The 21,323-nt window shown below is 72.5% G+C and carries 15 protein-coding genes; 9 read left to right on the forward strand and 6 right to left on the reverse strand.

Features of this window, described 5'->3' with window-relative positions; all coding sequences use genetic code 11:
• The first annotated feature begins 35 nt into the window (after positions 1 to 35).
• The gene (locus ACFOVU_RS04455; protein ID WP_378530021.1) at positions 36 to 1,205 is read left to right on the forward strand and encodes a cysteine desulfurase family protein; all 1,170 of its coding nucleotides are present in this window, start codon (positions 36 to 38) and stop codon (positions 1,203 to 1,205) included.
• A gap of 33 nt (positions 1,206 to 1,238) precedes the next feature.
• On the opposite strand, the gene ACFOVU_RS04460 is transcribed toward ACFOVU_RS04455, so the two are convergent.
• Positions 1,239 to 2,417: a DUF695 domain-containing protein gene (locus tag ACFOVU_RS04460; RefSeq protein WP_378530023.1), complete on the reverse strand. Its 1,179-nt coding sequence runs from the start codon at positions 2,415 to 2,417 to the stop codon at positions 1,239 to 1,241.
• 97 nt (positions 2,418 to 2,514) lie between these two features.
• Between ACFOVU_RS04460 and mnmA the strand changes: the two genes are divergently transcribed.
• Entirely contained in the window at positions 2,515 to 3,600 is a 1,086-nt protein-coding gene (mnmA, locus tag ACFOVU_RS04465) for a tRNA 2-thiouridine(34) synthase MnmA (protein ID WP_378530025.1), read from the forward strand.
• Between the two features lie 99 nt (positions 3,601 to 3,699).
• On the forward strand, positions 3,700 to 4,230 hold the full coding sequence (locus ACFOVU_RS04470) for a DedA family protein (RefSeq protein ID WP_378530026.1): 531 nt from the start codon (positions 3,700 to 3,702) through the stop codon (positions 4,228 to 4,230).
• A gap of 123 nt (positions 4,231 to 4,353) precedes the next feature.
• Here ACFOVU_RS04470 and ACFOVU_RS04475 read toward each other — a convergent pair whose 3' ends face one another.
• Together ACFOVU_RS04475 and ACFOVU_RS04480 are read right to left on the reverse strand one after the other, a co-directional pair.
• Entirely contained in the window at positions 4,354 to 6,000 is a 1,647-nt protein-coding gene (locus ACFOVU_RS04475) for an IS200/IS605 family accessory protein TnpB-related protein (RefSeq protein WP_378530028.1), read from the reverse strand.
• On the reverse strand, positions 5,993 to 6,571 hold the full coding sequence (locus ACFOVU_RS04480) for an IS607 family transposase (RefSeq protein ID WP_378530030.1): 579 nt from the start codon (positions 6,569 to 6,571) through the stop codon (positions 5,993 to 5,995). The genes ACFOVU_RS04475 and ACFOVU_RS04480 overlap by 8 nt, the downstream gene beginning before the upstream one ends.
• A 41-nt stretch (positions 6,572 to 6,612) precedes the next feature.
• On the opposite strand from ACFOVU_RS04480, the gene ACFOVU_RS04485 reads away from it, so the two are divergent.
• The 3 genes from ACFOVU_RS04485 to ACFOVU_RS04495 all read left to right on the forward strand — a co-directional run bounded on the left by ACFOVU_RS04485 (position 6,613) and on the right by ACFOVU_RS04495 (position 12,278).
• Entirely contained in the window at positions 6,613 to 7,644 is a 1,032-nt protein-coding gene (locus ACFOVU_RS04485; protein ID WP_378530032.1) for a methionine synthase, read from the forward strand.
• A gap of 22 nt (positions 7,645 to 7,666) precedes the next feature.
• Entirely contained in the window at positions 7,667 to 9,853 is a 2,187-nt protein-coding gene (gene ligA, locus ACFOVU_RS04490; RefSeq protein WP_378530034.1) for an NAD-dependent DNA ligase LigA, read from the forward strand.
• Between the two features lie 358 nt (positions 9,854 to 10,211).
• Entirely contained in the window at positions 10,212 to 12,278 is a 2,067-nt protein-coding gene (locus tag ACFOVU_RS04495; protein WP_378530036.1) for a putative bifunctional diguanylate cyclase/phosphodiesterase, read from the forward strand.
• 58 nt (positions 12,279 to 12,336) lie between these two features.
• Here the strand turns inward: ACFOVU_RS04495 and ACFOVU_RS04500 are convergent, their stop codons facing one another.
• Positions 12,337 to 13,872 (reverse strand): FAD-binding oxidoreductase, encoded by a 1,536-nt coding sequence (locus ACFOVU_RS04500; protein ID WP_378530038.1) that lies wholly within the window; start codon positions 13,870 to 13,872, stop codon positions 12,337 to 12,339.
• A 345-nt stretch (positions 13,873 to 14,217) separates the two neighbouring features.
• Between ACFOVU_RS04500 and gatC the strand changes: the two genes are divergently transcribed.
• Together gatC and gatA are read left to right on the forward strand one after the other, a co-directional pair.
• Positions 14,218 to 14,517, forward strand: coding sequence for an Asp-tRNA(Asn)/Glu-tRNA(Gln) amidotransferase subunit GatC (gatC, locus tag ACFOVU_RS04505; protein ID WP_378530040.1), 300 nt, complete (start codon positions 14,218 to 14,220; stop codon positions 14,515 to 14,517).
• Entirely contained in the window at positions 14,514 to 16,016 is a 1,503-nt protein-coding gene (gene gatA, locus ACFOVU_RS04510; RefSeq protein ID WP_378530043.1) for an Asp-tRNA(Asn)/Glu-tRNA(Gln) amidotransferase subunit GatA, read from the forward strand. The genes gatC and gatA overlap by 4 nt, the downstream gene beginning before the upstream one ends.
• A gap of 128 nt (positions 16,017 to 16,144) precedes the next feature.
• Here gatA and ACFOVU_RS04515 read toward each other — a convergent pair whose 3' ends face one another.
• Positions 16,145 to 17,350 carry a Cys-Gln thioester bond-forming surface protein gene (locus ACFOVU_RS04515; RefSeq protein WP_378530044.1) on the reverse strand — a complete coding sequence of 402 codons (1,206 nt, stop codon included), beginning with the start codon at positions 17,348 to 17,350 and terminating at the stop codon, positions 16,145 to 16,147.
• 474 nt (positions 17,351 to 17,824) lie between these two features.
• Positions 17,825 to 18,994, reverse strand: coding sequence for a thioester domain-containing protein (locus ACFOVU_RS04520; protein ID WP_378530046.1), 1,170 nt, complete (start codon positions 18,992 to 18,994; stop codon positions 17,825 to 17,827).
• A gap of 314 nt (positions 18,995 to 19,308) precedes the next feature.
• Here ACFOVU_RS04520 and gatB point away from each other — a divergent pair, with 314 nt between their 5' ends.
• Positions 19,309 to 20,856 (forward strand): Asp-tRNA(Asn)/Glu-tRNA(Gln) amidotransferase subunit GatB, encoded by a 1,548-nt coding sequence (gene gatB / locus ACFOVU_RS04525; RefSeq protein ID WP_378530048.1) that lies wholly within the window; start codon positions 19,309 to 19,311, stop codon positions 20,854 to 20,856.
• The last annotated feature ends 467 nt before the right edge of the window (positions 20,857 to 21,323 follow it).

A 21,323-nucleotide genomic window follows, 5' to 3' on the forward strand; every position in this document is an offset into this window, starting at 1 on the left:
TTCACCCCGATTCGCCGCCGTATCCTGAGACGGCCATGGTGTATCTGGATCACGCAGCCACGACCCCCGTCCGTCCCGAGGCCGTCCGGGACATGACCGAGGAGTTCGGGCATCTCGGTAACGCGTCGTCGCTGCACGGGGCGGGCCGCCGCGCCCGCCGGGCCGTGGAGGAGGCGCGCGAGGCCATCGCCGTCGCCCTCGGCGCCACCCCCAACGAGGTGGTGTTCACCAGCGGCGGGACCGAGGCCGACAACCTCGCCGTGAAGGGCCTGTACTGGGCCCGCAACCAGGCCGACCCCGCGCGCCGGCGGCTGCTGGTCTCCGCTGTCGAGCACCACGCGGTCCTCGACCCCGCGCGGTGGATGGCCGACCACCAGGGCGCCCTCTACGAGGAGCTGCCGGTCGACCCGCTCGGCCGCGTGCTGCCCGAGACCCTGCGCGCCGCCATCGAGCGCGACCCCGCCTCGGTGGCCGTGGTGTCGGTGATGTGGGCCAACAACGAGGTCGGCACGGTGCAGCCGGTCGCCGAACTCGCCGCGATCGCCGCCGAGTACGGCATCCCGTTCCACACCGACGCCGTTCAGGCCGTCGGCGCCGAACCCGTGGATTTCGCCGCGAGCGGGGTGTCGGCGCTCACCGTGAGCGGGCACAAGCTCGGCGGCCCCGTGGGGGCGGGCGCGCTGCTGCTGGCCCGCGGGGTCGACCCGGTGCCGGTGCTGCACGGGGGCGGGCAGGAGCGCGAGGTCCGCTCGGGCACCCTGATGACCCCGCTGCTGCGGGGCTTCGCCACGGCGGTGCGGATGGCCGTCGACGAGCGCGCCGCCCACTCCGCCGCACTGGCGGCGCTGCGCGACGACCTGGTCGCGGCGGTGCGGGCCGAGGTCCCCGACGCCACCCTCAACGGCGACCCCGTGCACCGCCTGCCGGGCAACGCCCACATGTCCTTCCCCGGCTGCGAGGGCGACGCCCTGCTGATGCTGCTCGACGCCAAGGGCATCGAGTGCTCGACCGGTTCGGCGTGCTCGGCGGGGGTGGCCCAGGCCAGCCACGTGCTGCTCGCCATGGGCGCCGACCCCGAGACCGCGCGCGGCTCGCTCCGGTTCTCCCTGGGCCGCGGCTCGACGGCCGACGACGTCACGGCGCTCGCCGAGGCGATCGCGCCGGCCGTGGCACGCGCCCGCACGGCCCGGGGCAAGCGCCGCTGATCCGGTGGGCGCCGCGTCGCAGCGGCGCCCGGGTCACCTGCCCAGCTGGCGCTTGATCGGCCGCAGGAGCTGGTCGATCACGTCCCATTCGGGGTCGAGGCGGCTCTGGACGGCCGCGCGGCCCTCGGGCCAGGCGCGCACGGCCTGCTCCAGCTCGGGCAGCACGCCGGAGTCGGGGTCGAGGTAGAAGTGCAGCTGGCGCTGGCCGGCGGCGGTCTGCTGGGCGAGCAGCGCGCCGTTGTCGCCGAGCAGGTCGCGCAGGCGGGTGGTGAGCGCCTCCAGGGCACCGGCCGAGGACCCGGCGGGCAGCTTGTCGTCGTTGGCGTCGGTGTAGGGGACGACCACCAGCACGTACAGGGTCAGAGCGGGGAAGTCGCGCCGGTGCAGGGGCTGGCGGACGGCGATCTCGATGAGCCCGCGCAGGGGCACCCGCCCCTGGAGGGTGACCCAGCCGCCGCTGCCCAGGGCGCCCGACAGCTGCTGCACGACCGAGGGGATCGACGTGGGCGGCAGCGGGTCGAGCGGCTTCTCCGCCAGCGCCTCCACCCGGCCGATCCAGCGCACGTAGTCGTCCTCGCCCAGGGCCAGCATCACCACGTGGTCGGCGACGCCGTTGCGGGTCTCCTCGGGCAGGAACATGAAGTCGGGGTGGTAGACGCCCGCCTGGATGCGCCCCTGCTGCTGGTCCACGCGCAGGGACACCGTGCAGTGCGCGAGGTCGAGCTCGTGGTCGTCCCACTTCAGCGGCTTGCCGAGCTTGTCGTGGTCGGCGGGGAAGGCCGGGAAGAACCGCCAGTCCGGCTCATCGGGGGCGGCGCGCGCCCAGCGCTCGGCCAGGATGCGCGCCTGGTCGTCGGGGCCTGCGCTGAGGGTCAGCGCGTAGGCAGCGCCCTTGCCGAGCGCGGCCAGGGGGTCGTCCAGTTCCGCCATGCGCGCCATGAGCGCATCGGGGTCGTCGTCGGCGCTCAGCCCGAAGTCGCCCAGCAGGTCGCCGGAGGTGTGCGGGGCCGCGGAGACCTCCCACTTCAGAGCCGGGTGGATGCGGGTGACGCATTCGGTGAGCCGGCCGGCGGTCTCACCGGCGACCGGCTGCCCGGAGTCGATGCTCGCGGCCAGATCGGCGCGGAGCCCGGGCCATTGCGCCCAGAACTCGTCCACGGCGACGGCGGAGTCGGACTGCGAGGAAGATCGGCGGCGACGGAACAGAGCCATGGAGAGATTTTCGCAGAGCGCGGGGGTGGCCGAGCCACCAGGAGGGGGCGGCCCGCCGTAGGGAGCAGACCCGGCGAGCGCATAGGCTGGAACGGCTATGACTCTGCGTGTACTGGCCGCCATGTCGGGCGGCGTCGACTCCGCGGTGGCGGCCGCCCGTGCGGCCGAGGCCGGCCATGACGTGACCGGGGTGCACCTGGCCCTGTCCAAGAACCCGCAGTCCTATCGCACCGGTGCGCGCGGCTGCTGCACGGTCGAGGACTCCCGCGACGCCCGGCGCGCCGCCGATGTGATCGGCATCCCCTTCTACGTGTGGGACATGGCCGACGAGTTCGACCGCGACGTCGTCCAGGACTTCGTGGCCGAATACGCAGCGGGGCGCACCCCCAACCCGTGCCTGCGGTGCAACGAGAAGATCAAGTTCGCGGCGGTGCTCGACCGCGCGGTCGCGCTGGGCTTCGACGCGGTGTGCACCGGCCACCACGTGCGGCTGCTCGACGGCCGCCTGCGGCGCAGCGTCGACTCCGCCAAGGACCAGTCCTATGTGCTGGCGGTCCTCACCCGCGAGCAGATCGCGCACGCGATGTTCCCGCTGGGCGACTGCACCAAGGACGAGGTCCGGGCCGAGGCCGCCCGGCGCGGGCTGACGGTCGCCGACAAGCCCGACAGCCACGACATCTGCTTCATCGCCGACGGCGACACCGCGGGGTTCCTCCAGGGGCGCCTGGGCGCGGAGCCGGGCCCCATCAAGGACGAGTCCGGCGAGGTGCTGGGCACGCACAACGGCGCGCACTCCTTCACGGTCGGGCAGCGCAAGGGGCTGAACCTGGGCGGTTCGGTCGACCGCCGCTACGTGCTGTCGATCGAGCCGGTGCAGAACACGGTCACGGTGGGCCCGCGCGCATCGCTCGAGGTCGACGAGGTCGTGGGCGCGCGGCCGGTGTGGAGCGGGTGCGCTCCGCTCACCGAGCCCACCCCCTGCACGGTCCAGCTGCGCGCGCACGGCGAGGTGCTGCCGTGCCGGGCCTGGGAGCGCGACGGCGAGCTGGTGGTCCGGCTCGACCGGCCGGCCGCGGGGGTGGCGGCGGGCCAGGCCGCGGTGGTCTACGACGGCGACATCGTGCTGGGGTCGGCGACCATTGCGCGCACCTCGCGGGCCGCGCAGGAGGCGCCCGCGGGTTGAGCCGCCGCCCCGTTCTCGGGCGCACGTCACCCGGCACCCTCCTGTGGCGCGAGTTAGGTTAGGCATAACATAGTTCCGGGTCGGTGAACGGAGGGCGCGATGGAGTACGAGTTCCTGCGGGGACAGCCCTTCTGGATCGTCTACGCGGCGCTGTTCGCGATCGTCTTCCTGCGCACCCAGGCCACCTACTGGATCGGCCGCGGTGTCGGGGCGGGGTTGCACCGCTCGCGCCTGGGCGTCCGCGCCGGGCACCGGCTCGGCCGGGCCGAACACCTGATCAACCGGTTCGGGCCGCCCGTCGTCACGGTCTCCTACGTGACCGTCGGCTTCCAGACCGCCGTCCAGCTGGCCGCCGGCGCCATGCGGATGTCCTTCCCTCGCTACCTGGCCGCCATGGTCCCCGGCTGCGCGGTTTGGGCGGCCATCTACAGCCTCGGCGGCATGGCCGTGGTCGCGGCGTGGTGGAACCTGTTCCTGCGCTCCCCGTGGCTGGCGGCGGGCGTCGCCGCAGCGGCGGCGGCAGCGGTCGCGGTGGCCCTCGTCCTGCGCCGCAGACGCCGCAGGGCCGCAACGGGCGGCGACGGTACCGGCGGCGACACCTCCGAGAAGACGCCGGCCGCCTCCGCCTGAGCGCCCCGGCCCGCCCGCGCCCCGGTCCACCGCGCCGTTCTCGCTGGCCGAAGGGCCGCCGCTCACCCGTAGGTGCGCACGTGCCTTAATCTTGGGCCTCGTGACCGAGCAGCGATACCGTTCCTATTCAGCGTTCAGGAGTGGGTTTTGGGCCCTGGCCCTGGCGCTGCGCGCATCCCGAACGGTGGTGGATGCACTGGTCCCCCGCGTTCCCTGTCTGTTCCCCGTTCGGCTGCGCGCATCGTGTGCGCGTTCCGTGGCGGGTGGGCGGGTTTCCTCACGCCCTCGGTTACCCGGCCCGGCCTGGACGGTCCGATGCCCGCGACGATCGCTCCGGTCGTCGTGGGGCGGTGCCGTCCGTCGCCGGATCGGGTGCCCAAGGGCGCGTCGCCCGATCGCGATGCCGGCGGCATCGTGACGGGACATCTTGCGTCGCCGGCAGGCCAGCGGTTTCTGCCAGTGCCGGCCACCCCACTGGGAGGTGTATGCCGGGTCCACGGCCACGATGGCGAGGCCGAGTCCGGCGGCCATCGACACGAGCCGGGCCTTGAGCCTGCCGGTGGGGATACCAGAGACGATCCGCCGGAACTTCTTGTTCCGGCCGTGCTTCTCCCGTGTCTTCTCGGCGGCGAAGTCCAGGTCCTCGATCCCGATGGCGGCGACACCGCAGTGCTTGGCCCAGTGCAGGACCTGGGTGATGGCGTGCCGGATCTGCGCGTCCCGATGGGCCGCGGTGCCGCTGAGGTCGTAGTGGAACCGGTGCGGGTCGCCGACCGGGTTGCCGTGCACGTCGAGCCGGTAGGCGGCGAAGTGGTCGGCGTTGGTATCGACGCCGACCATGCCCTTGGCGCGGGCGGTCTCCAGCCCGATGGTCGGGACGACCGGGCGTTGCCAGGACGCGGTGATATACCAGCGGCCGCGTTCCACATCGTGGTGGATGCGGTAGGCGACGGCCCGGTCCGCGGTGATGCGGTCGGCCCACTCCGCGCCCCGGTGCGCGAATACCACCTTGGAGGCGAGCACGTAGCGGCCGTGCTTCGCGTTCGCGAGATCGGCCAACGGCGCGGGCAGCTTTATCGACACCTCGCCGTCCAGGCTGATGCGGATCGTCTCATTGCCATACCGCTTGCCCGACTCTCCGTCCGCGGAGAGGAAGCAGCGCTCCGCTTCCCAGCGCCGACGCCACTCGGCCTCGCTGAGCTGGGCCTTGGTGAGGTTGTGCCGGGTGTTGAGGAGGCGACGGCCGCCACGTACAACGTGGACGACGCCGTTCTCCCGGTCCGCACGGGCCGCGTCGAGCCGGTGTTTCAGTGTCGCAAGACGGCGGGACTTGTGGAACCACTCGCCCTTCGACCGGTACCCGCCTGGTGCCTGCTTGCCGCCCTTCGCCCCGATCGGCTGGGACAACCGGTGCCGCAGCATCGTGACGCCTGCTTCGAGGTTCTGGATGTGCGCGAGCTGGCAGCGACGGGACAGCGCCCACTGATCGTGTGTGGCCTTGGTGATCGACCCCGCCCAGCGGGAGGACGAGGCGGCGGTGAGGCCCTGCTTACGAGCCGCCCACTTCTGCGCATCGTGGTCGTTGCCGTCCGCACACCGGGCTTGGAGGTCCAGCGACGCCAAGTGCCCGAGATGGTCACCGACCAGGCGCAACACCTTCTCGTCCTCGGTGGTGAGGTTCTTGAGCCGGTCGCGTATCGCCACCCCGGACGGCCCGGGGGCGACGAAGGGGGTGTCGATGGCGCGGAGCTGCTTCTTCGTCTCAGTCATCGGCGGCAGCCGCCTCAAGCGCCTTCTTCGCCCGGTTCTTCGCCGAAGGACGCCCGTACAGGCGGGCACAGAACCAGGTCAGAACCTCGACCATGTCGCCTACCAGGTCGTCTTCGGCTTCGCCTTCGTCCAGCACGACCAGGCGACGGCCATTCGCAGACAAAGCCGCCTCGACCAGTTCCACGTTCATCCGGCCAAGCCGATCCTTGTGCTCCACCACCACGGTGGTCACGTTCGGGTCGGCCAGCAGGCGACGGGCCTTGGTGCGGCCCCCGCGCATACCGGAGGCAATCTCCGACTCGACCCGCACCACCCGGTGGCCGGCTTTCGCCGCCCACTCCGACAGCCGAGCCACCTGACGGGCAAGGTCGTCTTCCTGATCATTCGAGGAGACACGGGCATACAGGCCCACGCCGCCCGTCGCGGACGGCGAGGTGTTGGCGTCGATGTTGACCAGGATCGTGCGCGGCCCCACACGCTCCGCGGGGACCGGCAGCGTGCCCTCACGGAACCAGCGGTACGCGGTGCGCGGGGCGACCCCCTGCGCTCGCGCCCATTCCGTCAGGTTCATAAGGAGGATCATAGAGCACTCATGACAGGTAACAGGCACTCATGAACACTAAAACAGCAGTAATTCCCTACCCCTGGCCCGAAGCCGCCTCCACCGGGGTCGGGTCCTACCCCGGAGACGACCCCGGCGAGGCCGTGCGCACCGTCCTGGGCGAACTCCCCGACCTGCCGCACCTGCCCGAACTGCCCGTGCGCGGTGCCGGGGCCGACATCATCGGGCGCTCGGGTGCCCTCCTGGTCGAGTTCCCCATCGAGGTGCAGCCCTCGGGCTGGCGCGTGGTGCAGCGGCCCGGCCGCGACTCCGCCCGGGCGTCGAGCTTCCTCTCCTACGACCTGGAGGCCCTCGAACGCCACGCCGGCGGCTACCGGGGGCCGCTGAAGATCCAGGTCGCCGGCCCGTGGACGCTCGCCGCAGGGATCGAGCTGCGCTCGGGCGAGCGGCTGCTCGCCGACCCCGGGGCGGTCGCCGACCTCGCCGAGTCGCTCGTCGAAGGGGTGCGCGCGCACATCGCCGACGTGCGCGCCCGGGTGCCCGGCGCCGAGCCGCTGGTCCAGGTCGACGAGCCCTCGCTGCCCGCCGTGCTGCTCGGCGACATCCCCACGGCCAGCGGCTACGGGCGGCTGCGCGCGGTCGACCGGGTCGTCGCCGAGGAGCGGCTGCGCGCCGTCTTCGCCGCCGTCGCCGACGCCGGGGCCTACCCGGTGGCGCACTGCTGCGCGGCCGCGGTCCCCATCGACCTGCTGCGCCGCTCGGGCGCGCGGGCGCTGAGCCTCGACGCCACCCGCCTCACCCGCGCCGCCGACGAGCCGCTGGGGGTGGCCCTTGAAGCCGGTGCGGGTCTGCTCGCGGGGGTCGTGCCGGGTGTCGACACGGTTCTGTCCGACCCGGCCGATACCGTCGACCCCGTACGTGAGCTGTGGAATCGTATCGGACTGGCCCCTGAACTGGCCGCCCGCGCGGTGGTCACCACACCCACCTGCGGGCTCGCCGAAGCCTCCCCGGGCCATGCCCGCGCCGCGCTGGAGTCCTGCCGGGCCGCGGCCCGGGTCCTCCGCGACGAACCACGGCGCTAGAACGACGAAAGGACGTACACGGGTGAGCGCGGAAGAATCGGCCGCCGTCGATCCGGTACCCGCTGAGGTGCGCGAGCGCCACTCCGAGCTGTGCGAGGTCATCGACGACCACAGCTACCGGTACTACATGCAGAGCCCGATCATCTCCGATGCCGAGTACGACGCCCTCATGCAGGAGCTGCGCGGCATCGAGGACCGGCACCCCTCGCTGGTCACCCAGGACTCGCCCACCCAGAAGGTCGGCGCGCCCATCAGCGTCGACTTCGCCGCGGTCGAGCACCTGGCGCGCATGCAGAGCCTCGACAACGCCTTCGACGGCGAGGAGCTGGCGGCCTGGGCGCACCGGGTCGAGAACGAGATCGCGATCGAGTCCTACCTGTGCGAGCTGAAGATCGACGGCCTGGCCGTCGACATCGTCTACCGCGACGGCCGCCTGCACCAGGCGGCCACCCGCGGCGACGGCCGCGTGGGCGAGGACATCACCTTCAACGTCCGCACCATCGCCGACATCCCCGAGCGCCTCGACGACTCCGTCCGCCCCGTCCCGTCCCTGCTGGAGGTGCGCGGCGAGGTCTTCCTGCCGGGCGAGGCGTTCAAGGCGCTCAACGCCCGCCTGGCCGATGAGGGCAAGGCGCAGTTCGCCAACCCGCGCAACGGAGCCGCGGGCTCGCTGCGGCAGAAGGACCCGCGGATCACCGCGTCGCGCCCGCTGAGCATGCTCGTCCACGGGGTCGGCCTCTACGAGGACGTCGAGTTCACCCACCAGTCGCAGGCCTATGAGGCGCTGCGCGACTGGGGGCTGCCGGTCAGCGACCGCTACCGTGTGGTGTCCTCCATGGACGAGGTCCGCTCCTACATCGACCACTACGGCGAGCACCGCCACGAGCCCGCCTACGAGATCGACGGCGTGGTCGTCAAGGTCAACGACATCTCGGTGCAGCGCCGCCTGGGCTCCACGAGCCGCGCGCCGCGCTGGGCCATCGCCTACAAGTACGCGCCCGAGGAGGTCACCACCAAGCTGCTGGACATCCGGGTCAACGTCGGCCGCACCGGCCGGGTGACCCCCTACGGCGTCATGGAGCCGGTCCGCGTGGCCGGGTCCGAGGTCGAGTTCGCCACGCTGCACAACGCCCAGGAGGTCGTGCGCAAGGGCGTGCTCATCGGCGACACCGTGGTGCTGCGCAAGGCCGGCGACGTCATCCCCGAGATCCTGGGGCCGGTGCCCGAGGTCCGCGACGGCTCCGAGCGCCCGTTCGAGATGCCGGACGCCTGCCCCGAGTGCGGCACCCCGCTGGGCGCGCAGAAGGAGGGCGACGTCGACCTGCGCTGCCCCAACAGCAGATCCTGCCCGGGCCAGCTGCGCGAACGGCTCTTCTACGTCGCCGGGCGCAAGGCGCTCGATATCGAGGCGCTCGGCTACGTCGCCGCCACGGCGCTCACCCAGCCGCTGGAGCCCAAGACCCCGCCGCTGCGCGACGAAGGGGACCTGTTCCACCTCACCGTCGAGCAGCTGCTGCCCATCCGCACCCTGGTCCTCGACCGCGACACCAGCGAGCCGAAGATCGACCCCGAGACGGGCGAGCGCAAGGTCGTCACGTTCTTCGCCAACCAGCAGGGCGAGCCGAAGAAGACGGTCGAGAAACTCTTCGACCAGCTCGAACAGGCCAAGCAGAAACCCCTGTGGCGTGTGCTGGTGGCGCTGTCGATCCGGCACGTGGGCCCCCGCGCCGCCGAGGACCTCGCACGGTACTTCCGCTCGCTCGACGCCATCGCCCAGGCGAGCGAGGAGGAGCTCGCCTCGGTCGAGGGGGTCGGCCCCACCATCGCCGCCTCGATCCGGGAGTGGTTCGCGGTCGACTGGCACCGTGAGATCGTGGCCAAGTGGCGGGCCGCCGGTGTGCGGATGGAGGAAGAGGGTGTCGGCGGGCCGCGCCCGCTGGAGGGGGTGACGGTCGTGGTCACGGGCTCGCTGGACCGCTACAGCCGCGACGACGCCACCACGGCGGTCGCCGAGCAGGGCGGGCGGGTCACGGGGTCGGTCTCGAAGAAGACCGGGTTCGTGGTCGTGGGCGAGAGCCCGGGCTCCAAGTACGACAAGGCGGTCCAGCTCGGCGTGCCGATCCTCGACGAGGCCGGTTTCACGGCGCTGCTGGAGAAAGGGCCGGAAGCGGCCACCGAACTCAGGCTCAACCCGGAACCCGAGGCGTGACCAGCGGTGCGGCCGGACCGGGCACGGCCCGGCAGCACCGCATACGCCCTCTGGCCACTGGTCTCTACGATGCGCGATCACTAGGCTACCTGTCGCAGTATTCTGGATCGAATCGGGCGATTCTCCCAGGCGAAGGGTGCCTTACTTAAAGTCCCCGATCGACGACACCTGGTGATGAAGCATCGTAAGCTGAGTCCGCGGTCGACCCGGTGCACCCGCATTTCGCAGACGCGCTGTAACGGTCATGGGGGTGACCGGAACAGTGAACGTGAAGACAGATCTCGTGAGGAGCGCCGGCGCCGTGAGTGGCGCAAAAGGTTTCGGCGCCGGGCTCCATGAAGCACCCCTGAGGACGTCTATGTTGGATCCCACGAGCACCCGGGATGTCGGGCCCCGGGTCGGGACGCCGCTGTGGCTCTACCTCGCCAGCACCACCGTGGCGGGCTGCGCCCTGCTCGGCGTGTCCGTCTACGTCTTCGGCCTCGACGGCCTGGTCGCGCTCGCGCGCAAGCCGCTGGTCTGGGTCGTCCTGTGCATGGTCATCCTGGGTGAGCTGCGCCCCATCGCCACCCCCAGCACGCCCTCCGACAACGGCGCACCCACCTCGATGCCGTTCTCCTTCGCCCTGCTGATCGCCTACGGCCTGCCCGTGGCCGGGCTCGTCCAGGCCGTCGCCACCGTCATCGCCGGGGTGGCCCGGCGCCACGCCCCCCACCGCACGGCGTTCAACCTCGCCCAGTACGTCCTCAGCTTCGGCGGCGCCGACGCCGTCCTGCGCCTGCTCATGCCCGGCCCCGTCCCCGCCCCGTGGGTGCCGCAGGGGGCCGAGCTGCTGGCGGTCGCCCTCGCGGGCGCGGCCTACTTCATCACCAACATGGTGCTGGTGGAGTGCGCGGTCGCCATGCACGAGCGCGCCCCGCTGCACACCATGATGGGCAAGGACATCGGCCAGCGCCTGTTCGTCAACGGGGTGCTGCTCAGCCTGGCGCCGCTGGTCGTGGTCGCCATGGCGCACTCGGTGTGGCTGGTTCCGCTGTTCTCGCTGCCCCTGATCGCCCTCTACTCCAGCGCCACCCTCTCGGTGAAGCGCGAGCACCAGGCCAACCATGACGAGCTCACCGGCCTGGCCAACCGCAAGCTGCTGATCGTCCGCACCCAGGAGGCCCTGGCAGAGGCCCAGCAGCGCAAGCAGCGCGTCGGCCTGCTCCTGCTCGACCTGGACCGGTTCAAGGAGGTCAACGACACCCTGGGCCACCCCACCGGCGACCGCCTGCTCCAGACCGTCGCCCGCCGCCTCACCCACAGCGTGCGCCCGGGCGACCTCGTCGCGCGCCTGGGCGGCGACGAGTTCGCCGTGCTGCTGCCGCAGGTGCGCGACTCCGCCTCCGCCCGCGAGGTCGCCACCCGGCTGCGGGTGTCCCTGGCCGAGCCCATGCGCCTCGACGGCATGGACTTCGACCTCGAGGCCAGCGTCGGCATCGCGCTCTACCCCAACCATGCGCCCGACTTCGAATTGCTCATGCAGCGCGCCGACGTCGCGATGTACGTCGCCAAGGAGCACCGCACCGGGGTCGAGCTCTACGCGCCGCACAAGGACCGCAACTCCACCGCGCGGCTGAGCCTGTTCGGGGAGCTGCGCCGCGCCCTGGTCGAAGACGAGCTGGAGATGTTCTACCAGCCCAAGGTGCGCCTGTCCGACCGCCGGGCGGTGGGGCTGGAGGCCCTGGTCCGCTGGCGGCACCCGCAGCGGGGGGTGCTGCCGCCCGAGGAGTTCGTCCCCATGGTGGAGCAGTCCTACCTGATGCGCAGCTTCACCCACGAGGTGATGGAGCAGACCCTGCCGCGCATCGCGCGCTGGGGGGCCGAGGGCTTCGACGTCCCCGTCTCGGTCAACCTGTCCGCGCGGGAGCTGCTCGACCCCACGCTGCCCGACATCGTCGCCGCCGGGCTGCGCCGCCACGGCGTGCGCCCCGACCGCCTGCGCCTGGAGATCAGCGAACGCGTGATGGTGGCCGAGGCCGACGCCGTCACCCCCACCATCCTGGCGCTGGCCGACCTGGGGGTCTCGCTGTCGCTGGACGACTTCGGCACCGGCTACTTCACCCTCGCGCGGCTCAAGGGGCTGCCGGTCGAGGAGATCAAGATCGACGAATCGTTCGTGCGGCGCAGCGTCGCCGACCCCGACGGCCGGGTGATCGTGGAGTCGGCCGTCGACCTGGTGGGCACCCTGGGCATGCACGCGGTGGCCGAGGGGGTCGAGACCGCGGCCGTCGCCGAGGCCATGCGCGCCATGGGCTGTTACGCCGCCCAGGGGCGGTTCTTCGCCCCGCCGCTGGAGGCCGGCGACGTGTCGGCGTGGCTGCGGCGCAACGAGCGCCACGGCGACCAGGACCAGCCGGCCCAGGAGCACACCGGGTCGATCTGACGGCGGGCGGGGGCGGCCGGGAGCCGGCCGCCCCCTTCGCGGGCCGCGGTTGCGGGGGTCAGTCCGCGGGCTCCACGGACAGCGCGTGCCGGAACACCCCGCGGGGGTCCCACGCGGCCTTGACCCGCTGCAACCGCGGGTAGTTGTCCTCGTAGTAGAGGGTCGGCCAGGGCTCGCCTGATGTGTTGCGCTCGGGGTCGGCCAGGTCGGTGTCGGGGTAGTTGATGAAGGCCCCGCCGTTGACCTCATCGGGCAGCGGCACCCCGCCGGTGTCGGCGTACATGTCCCGGTAGCACTCGCGGATCCACGCCAGGTGGCCGGGCGCGTCCTCCGGGTCCTTCCACGACACCAGGTAGGACAGCTTCAGCACCGAGTCGCGCGCCGGCATGGCGGTCGCGTCCGCGGCGACCTCGTTGACCCGGCCGCCGTAGGTGTTCAGCGAGACGCTGCCGCCGATCACGTCGGTGTCGGTGCGGGTGAGGTGGTGGTACAGGGTGGCGATCTGGCGGTCGGTGAAGCGGCGGCGCAGGTGCGCGGCCTTGATCTTCAGGTGCCAGTCGCCGACGCTGTCGCCGGGGCCCTTGAGCGCCGCCGTCAGCCAGGGCAGCCGTCTGGTCCGCAGCCCGCTGGGCTCGGCCACCCCGGCGCCGACCGCGTCGATGTGCTCCTTGAGCAGCCGCTCGTCCTCACCGGGCTCCGCCGCCACCTGGCCGACCATCATGTGCACCCCGGCGGCGCGGCGCAGCAGCACGAATTCGCTGTAGAGCCCCGCCGCCTCGTCGCCGTCCCCGCTGTGGGCCTCGGCCCACTCCCCGTGGTTGCGCACCATGCGGGTGAAGGCCTCCCGGTCCATGCCGTCCCAGCTCCACTCGGCGCTGAACGTCAGCACCGTGGCGGGCGGGGCCGGGAGCAGCCGCTCCGGGGGCAGGTCGGGGGAGGCGTCCGGTGAGCGGAACCAGTAGCGGGTGATGACGCCGAAGTTCCCGCCGCCCCCGCCGGTGTGCGCCCACCACAGGTCCCGGTTGGGGTCGGACTCCTCGCGGGTGGCGATGACGCTGCGCGCCCGCCCGCCGGCGTCGACGACGACCACTTCGACCGCGTAGAGGTGGTCGACCACCAGGCCGTGCAGCCGGCACAGCGGCCCGTACCCGCCGCCGACCACGTGCCCGCCCGCGCCGACCTCGGGGCAGTAGCCCGCGGGGATGGTCACGCCCCATCCGAGGTAGAGGCGCCGGTAGGCCTCGGCGAGCGTGGCACCGGCCTCGACCGCGAAGGCGCGCAGCCCGGGGTCGAAGTAGACCCGCGTCATGTCGGAGAGGTCGATGACCGCCCGCACCTCGGGGTTGTCGACGAGGTCCTCGAAACAGCACCCCCCGCTGCGCGGGGCGATCCGTTTCCCGGAGGCGACCGCCTCCTGGACGGCGCTGACGACCTGCTGGGTCGAGCCCACCACGTAGACCCGGTCGGGCTCGCCGTTGAAGCGGTTGCTCGCTCCGCGGGTCACCAGGTGGTCGTAGCGGGGGTCGTCGGGCCCGATGCGCACGGGGCCGGGGGCGGGCAGGTGGTCGGGGATCCGGTAGGTGAGCTGGCTCATGGCTCGGCCTTTCCCTTGGGGCGAAGGGGGATGCAGGAAGGTGGTCGGCGTCGCCGTCAACCTACGAGGCGTGAAGTGGGGAGTTAATAAGGCCAAGTCGTGTGTGGCCGGTGGTGGTACCACCACCACGCTCCGTGCCTGCCGGAACACGCGGTTCCGGCGGATGTGAGATGGGATACACGGGACATACGCGGGTGTTCCACGCGGTGGAACGGGGCGGGCGGGGGCGGCCGTCCGCGGACCGCCGACGGCGGCGCGGGCGGGGCGGCGCATCCGACGACGCCCCGTCCCGCGCCCCCATAGGATTGGGGCGTCCGCACCCACCGAAGAAACGGTTTGCCGAACATGTCCGCCATCACCCGCGATGAGGTCGCTCACCTCGCCCGGCTGTCGCGGCTGGCGCTGCACGAGGACGAGCTCGACCGGCTCGCCGCCCAGCTCGACGAGATCATCTCCGCTGTGGCCAAGGTGCAGGAGGTCGCCAAGGGCGACATCCCGCCGACCTCGCACGCCCTGCCGCTGACCAACGTCTACCGCACCGACGAGGCCCGGCCGGGGCTGACCCCCGACCAGGCGCTGGCGGGCGCGCCCGCGGTCGAGGATCAGCGCTTCCGCGTCCCGCAGATCCTGGGGGAGGAAGAATGACGGGCACCGATCTGGTCCGGATGGGCGCGGCCGAGCTGGGCGCCGCCATCGCCTCCGGCGCCACCTCGTCGGTCGAGGCCACCGAGGCCTACCTCGACCGGATCGACGGCGTCGACGGCGACATCCACGCGTTCCTGCACGTCGACCGCTCCACCGCGGTGGAGCAGGCCCGCCGGGTCGACGCCCGCCGCGCCGCGGGCGAGGAGCTGGGCCCGCTCGCCGGCGTTCCGGTCGCGCACAAGGACGTGTTCTCCACCTCCGACATGCCCACCACCGCCGCCTCCAAGATCCTGGAGGGCTGGCGGCCCCCCTTCGACGCCACCGTCACCGCGCGGCTGCGCGAGGCCGGGCTCGTCATCCTGGGCAAGACCAACATGGACGAGTTCGCCATGGGCTCCTCCACCGAGAACTCCGCCTACGGCATCACCCGCAACCCGTGGGACCTCACCCGCATCCCCGGCGGGTCCTCGGGCGGGTCCTCGGCCGCCGTGGCCGCCTTCGAGGCCCCCCTGGCCACCGGCACCGACACCGGCGGGTCGATCCGCCAGCCCGCGGCCGTGTGCGGCCTGGTCGGCGCCAAGCCCACCTACGGCGGCTCCTCCCGCTACGGCCTGATCGCCTTCGCGTCGTCGCTGGACACCCCCGGCCCCTTCGCCCGCAACGTGCTCGACGCCGCGCTGCTGCACGAGGCGTTCTCGGGGCACGACCCCCGCGACTCCACCTCCATCGACGCCCCCGTGCCGCCGGTGGCCGAGGCGGCGCGCCGCGCCGACGTCGAGGGCCTGCGGATCGGCGTCGTCAAGGAGCTGGGCGGCGAGGGCTACCAGCCCGGTGTCCTCCAGCGCTTCACCGAGTCGGTCGAGCTGCTGGAGTCGCTGGGCGCCAAGGTCGTCGAGGTGTCCTGCCCCAACTTCGACGCCGCGCTGGCCGCCTACTACCTGATCGCGCCGAGCGAGTGCTCCTCGAACCTGGCCCGGTTCGACGCCATGCGCTACGGGCTGCGCGTCGGCGACGACGACTCCCGCAGCGCCGAGGAGGTCATGTCGCTGACCCGCGCCGAGGGGTTCGGGCCCGAGGTCAAGCGGCGGATCATCCTGGGCACCTACGCCCTGTCCAGCGGGTACTACGACGCCTACTACGGGTCGGCGCAGCAGGTGCGCACGCTGATCAAGCGCGACTTCGACGCCGCGTTCGACAACGTCGACGTCCTCGTCTCGCCCACCACGCCCACCACGGCGTTCCCGCTCGGCGAGCGCAGCGACGACCCCATGGCCATGTACCTGGCCGACCTGTGCACCATCCCGGCCAACCTCGCGGGCAACGCCGCCCTGTCGGTGCCCTGCGGGCTGGCCCCCGAGGACGGCCTGCCGGTCGGGTTGCAGATCATGGCCCCGGCGCTGGCCGACGACCGCACCTACCGCGTGGGTGCGGCGGTCGAGGCCGCCCTCGCCGACCGCAACGGCGGCCCGCTGCTCTCCCGCAGCGCCTACGCCGTCTAGGTGTTCTGTCCTGTGAGGTAGCCGCCCCGCCCCGGGGCCCGGCCACCGGCAGAGGCACGAAAAACGCCCGCCGCCGTATCGCTACGGCGGCGGGCGTTTCGCCTTTCCCCCTCGCGGGGGAGGTGATGTTAGCCGTCGATGTCGTCGGCCGCGGCGGCGCTCTTGCGCTTGCGGCTGAAGTACATCGCGGCGCCACCGGCGCCCAGGGCGGCCAGGCCCGCGGCGACCAGGCCGCCGATGGCGGCACCGGTCAGCGGCAGGTCACCGCCGGAGCTCGGCGGGGTCTGCTCGTCCGGGGTGCTCGGGCTCGGCGAGGGGCTGGGGGCCTCTTCGCTCGGGGTGGGCTCCGGCGACGGGGCCTCCTCGCTGGGCGAGGGGCTCGGCGCGGGCGCCTCGCCCTCGGTCCAGGTGACGGTGGCACCGGAGCCGACCTCGGCCTCGCCGCTCTCGGCGGTGATGAGGGTCTGGGTGGGGTCCTGGCCCTCGATGCCCTGGAACAGGCGGCCGGCGTGCACGTCGGTGGAGACCGACGCCGACACCGAGGCCTCGCCGGGCTCGGTGCCCTCGGGGACCTCGAAGCCGAAGGTGGTGCCGTTGGAGGCGGCGTCGATGGGCTCGCCGCTCTCCAGGTCGACCAGCTCGACGCCCTCGGGGGCGTCGAGGTTGAGCGGCACGGACTCGGCGCTGGTCTCGACGGTGAACTCGCCGATGGTGCTGCCGGCGGTGCCCTCGGCCGAGCCGGGGGTGATCCGCAGGGACGCGTCGGGCTCGCTGGTCTGCGGCAGGTCCTCGGCGTTGGTGGTGAGGTACTCGTAGAGGGCGGCGACGTTGCCGTCGTTGCCCTCGGCGAGCTCGATCCCGTTGCTGAAGTGCCAGATGGCGGCCTGGGTGCCGGCCAGCGCCTGGCGGTCGTTCAGCCCCTCGACACCGCTGGCCTCGGCGAGCTCGGCGACGCTGAGGGCCGGGAAGGAGTTCTGGAGGATCCAGTGGACCTTGGCGGGCTCGCTGAAGTCGCCCTGGCCCGGGTAGTTGGCCCAGTCGTCCTCCTGGTAGTCCGCGTTGTTGCGGATGCTGGTCTCGAAGTCGATGCAGTAGGTCTGGAGGACCGTGCCGTCTTCGAGGGTCAGGTTGAACAGGGTGGTGCCGACGTTGCCCTGGTCGGTCTTGACCGTGATGCCGTCGAGGGCGTTGCCCGTGTAGCTGCCGCGAGCGCCGTCGGCGAGGGCCGGGGCGGCGGAGAACCCGAAGGCCAGGGAGGCCGCCGCGGTGACGGCGACGGCGGTGAGGACCCGGCCGCGGCGCTTGGCGGTGTGGGGGAGTTCAGTGTGGATCAAATTGTGTCCCGGTGAGTTTTTGAGGAGAACCGGACATTGCTGTCACGCCAGTTCAGGGCGGTGGCAGCGGCGGCCGACCGGTGCGGGCACCCAGTGGTGAGGCGTACTCGCGCAATCCGGTGCGGTGTTCGGCCGATCGAATATCGGACGCCTGAGGGGCGCGTCTGGTTGTCGTCGATTTGCGGCAGCGGGGGGCCGCGGCGACGAATCTCGACTACCGCACCGCCAGATACTAGCGACCCGAATCCGGGGTTCCAACATGGTTCGCGGAATTCACACGAATCTGTTGCGTGGTGTCGGTTTCCGGAAGCTCCGGGGAGGGCAGAAAAGATCTTCCGTGCCTATACCGCACCGCCGCGGCCCCGCCAGGGGCCATCGGCCTTTCCCCGTCGGCCCGCAATTCGGGCGTGCCGCTAAACGGACCTTCGCCATCCTTAATGACCTGCGGAAATGGTGCCCGTGGTGCGTGCGGGGTCAGCGCTTCCTGCGCCGCGTCGCGTAAACCATCGCGGCGCCCGCCACCAGCAGCCCCGCGCCGATGGCGACGAGGGCGCCCGCCCAGGTCCCCGTGAACGCCAGGTCACGGTCGGGGCGCCGGTCGTCGGCGATGACGACCGGGGGCCGCGTCGGCGACGGCTCCGGGGCCGAGGGGGAGGGCGGGGACGCCGTCGCGGGCGGCTCCTCCGACGGGGGCGGGGCGGGCTCCTCCGCCGGGGCCGGCGAGGCGCTCCAGTCGACCTTCACGGTGGCCGTGCTGGGGGATACCGCCGGCTCGGCGGTCAGCAGCGGCTGTGTCTGCACGCCGTCGCGGCCGGTGAACAGCCGGCCCGGCTCGACGGTGGCGTCGTCGGCCTGCGCATAGACGGTCGCCACCCCGGCGGGGGCCGCGGGGTCGACGTGCAGGAAGAACTCCTCACCGTCGGCGGCCTGCGTGATCGTGGCGCCGTCGGCGTCGGCCAGCCGGAGCGCGGACCCGCCCTTGACCGACAGCTCGACGGGCCCGGTGTCGGTCGTGCGCACGGTCAGCGGCCCCAGCGGCAGCGCCGGATCGCCGCCTTCCAGGCGGCCGGGGGATAGCTCCAGTGTGGGCCGGGGGTCGGGCAGCTCGCTGCGCCCGGCGGAGTCGACCAGGTACCGGTACAGGGCGCCCACGGCCGGGTGGTTGCCGCCGCCGCGCTCGCCGGGCCGCGCCGCGAGCTCGGTGCCGTTGGTGTAGTGCCACACGGCGGCCTGTGTGGCGGCGATCGCCCGCTCCTGGTCGAGCCCGGGCACCCCGCTCGCGGTGCCCAGGCGGTCGAGGTCAACGAGCGGGTAGGAGTTGCGCACGATCCAGTTGAGCGGCGCCGCGGCGCCGTCGGGGATCCCCTCGGCCCCGGCCAGGGGACCTTCGACATAGGTCACCTGCGGGTCGACGCTGATGCTGATGTCGGCGCAGTAGGCGGTGACGGACACGCCGTCGTCGATGAGGATCCGGTACAGCGAGGTCTCGGCGGCCGCTCCGTCGGTCAGGCGCACGGTGGAGCCGGCGACGGGCGTCGGGTCGACCCGGGAGATGCCGTCGGCGGCGGTCGCGGGTGCGACCCCCGTGCCGATGGCCGCCGCGGCACAGAGCACCGCGGTCCAGCGCCGCGCGAAGCCGGGCATGGTGGTACGGCTCTCCTGGTGAGAGTGAGAAGGGAGGCGGCTGGATCAGGGATGCGGATTCCAGATTAACCGCCGGCACCCGAAAGCCCGGGCGTCGGCGCACGAGCGACGTCGAATCGTGTGCGTGCTGTGACCTGGAGTGTGCGCGGCCTCCTCACGGGCCTGTCCCCGCTCCCGTCCGGGCATCGGTAGGCTGCTGGGTGTGCCCCCGCCGCCTGCCGATCCGCGGGGCACGGTCTCAACTGACTTCGACGCCCACGCCGCCGGGCAGCGCGCGGCGGGGCTCTTCGGATACGGAAACGGGTTGTGCGGCGATGGTTGGCGCGGTAACGAATAGCCCTGCCACGAGCGGGGCGACGGCCCCGGTGGCGTTCGACGACGCCATGCGCAGGTACGAGCCGGTGCTCGGCCTGGAGACCCACATCGAGCTGGGCACCGCATCGAAGATGTTCTGCTCGTGCGCCACCGCGTTCGGCGCCGCCCCCAACACCCAGGTCTGCCCGGTGTGCCTCGCGCTGCCCGGGTCGCTCCCGGTGGTCAACGGCACGGCGGTCGAGAGCGCGATCCGCCTGGGCCTGGCGCTGAACTGCTCGATCGCGTCGTGGTGCCGGTTCGCCCGGAAGAACTACTACTACCCGGACATGCCGAAGAACTACCAGATCTCCCAGTACGACGAGCCGCTGTGCGAGAACGGGTACCTCGACGTCACCATCGACACCCACGAGGGCCCCCGTGAGTTCCGCGTGCACATCGAGCGCGTGCACATGGAGGAGGACACCGGCAAGACCAGCCACGTGGGCGGTGCGACCGGCCGCATCCACGGCGCCGACTACTCCCTCGTCGACTACAACCGCGCCGGCATCCCGCTGCTGGAGATCGTCACCAAGCCGATCGAGCACACCGGCGACCTCGCCCCGCTGGTGGCCCGGGCCTACGTCGCCGAGCTGCGCGACCTCGTCCGCGCCCTGGGGATCTCCGACGTGCGCATGGAGGAGGGCTCGCTGCGCTGCGACGTCAACGTCTCGCTGATGGCCCGCGGCGCGGGCGTGTGGGGCACCCGCAGCGAGACCAAGAACGTCAACTCCCTTCGCTCGGTCGAGCGCGCCGTCCGCTCCGAGATCGAGCGGCAGGCCGGCGTGCTCGACGCCGGCGGGCGCGTCGTGCAGGAGACCCGGCACTTCCAGGAGAACACCGGGGGCACGATCTCGGGCCGGAGCAAGGAGGAGGCACAGGACTACCGCTACTTCCCCGACCCCGACCTCGTGCCCGTCGCCCCCTCGGCGGAATGGGTCGAGGAGCTGCGCGTCTCCCTCCCGGAGCTGCCCGCCGCCAAGCGCATCCGCGTCAAGGCCGAGTGGAGCCTGTCCGATGAGGAGCTGCGCGACCTCGTCAACGCCGACGCCATCGAGCTCGTGGCCGCCACCGTCGACGCCGGGGCCGCCCCCGCCGACGCCCGCAAGTGGTGGCTGAACGAGCTGTCCCGCCGCGCCACCGAGACCGAGGTCGCGCTGGCCGAGCTGCCGGTCACGCCCGCCCAGGTGGCGCGCGTCGTCGCGCTGGTCGCCGAGGGCACGCTCACCAACAAGCTGGCACGCCAGGTGATCGAGGGCGTGCTCAACGGCGAGGGCGAGCCCGATGACGTGGTCGAGGCCCGCGGGCTCAAGGTCGTCAGCGACGACTCCGCCCTGGGTGCCGCCGTCGACCAGGCCATCGCCGACAACCCCGCCATCGCCGACAAGGTCCGCGGCGGCAAGGTCGCCGCGGCGGGCGCGCTCGTGGGCGCGGTGATGAAGGCCACGCGCGGCCAGGCCGACGCCGGCCGGGCGCGCGAGCTGATCCTGGAACGGCTCGCCGCCGGGTGAGAGCCACCGCGGAGCACCACGGGGCGGATACGCTGGGTGATCGCTTCGTCACCATGTCTCTGCCCCTTCTCTATCTCCGCGTGACATTGGGTGAATAGCCTGACCGGACGGGATCTTGAGGTGCGCGAACGGACCGGCCGACGATGCTCCGGTCCCCTGAACGCCCCGCTCCTCCAGGCTGAGGAGGTGCAGCACTTCGATGGCCACGACATCAATGGGCGGACCGGCCATTGCCCGCCCCGGACCCCCCACCTGCGCGCCGGCCGCGCCCGGCACGGCCCCGGCAATGCATCCGTGACTACGTACGCGCCGGTGGCCGGGCCGGCGGGCACGGTCCGGCCGAGGAACGAGGGAGGGGCGTGTGACGACGCGAGGCGCCACCGTTGACCGTCCCCGCGGACTGAGCGGGCAGGAGCCCCATGGGCGTGCCCGAGGGTGCACGGTGGCGGGCGGCCTGAGGAGCGGGA

Source organism: Nocardiopsis sediminis (assembly GCF_042650565.1).
In the GTDB taxonomy this organism is placed as follows: domain Bacteria; phylum Actinomycetota; class Actinomycetes; order Streptosporangiales; family Streptosporangiaceae; genus Nocardiopsis_B; species Nocardiopsis_B sediminis.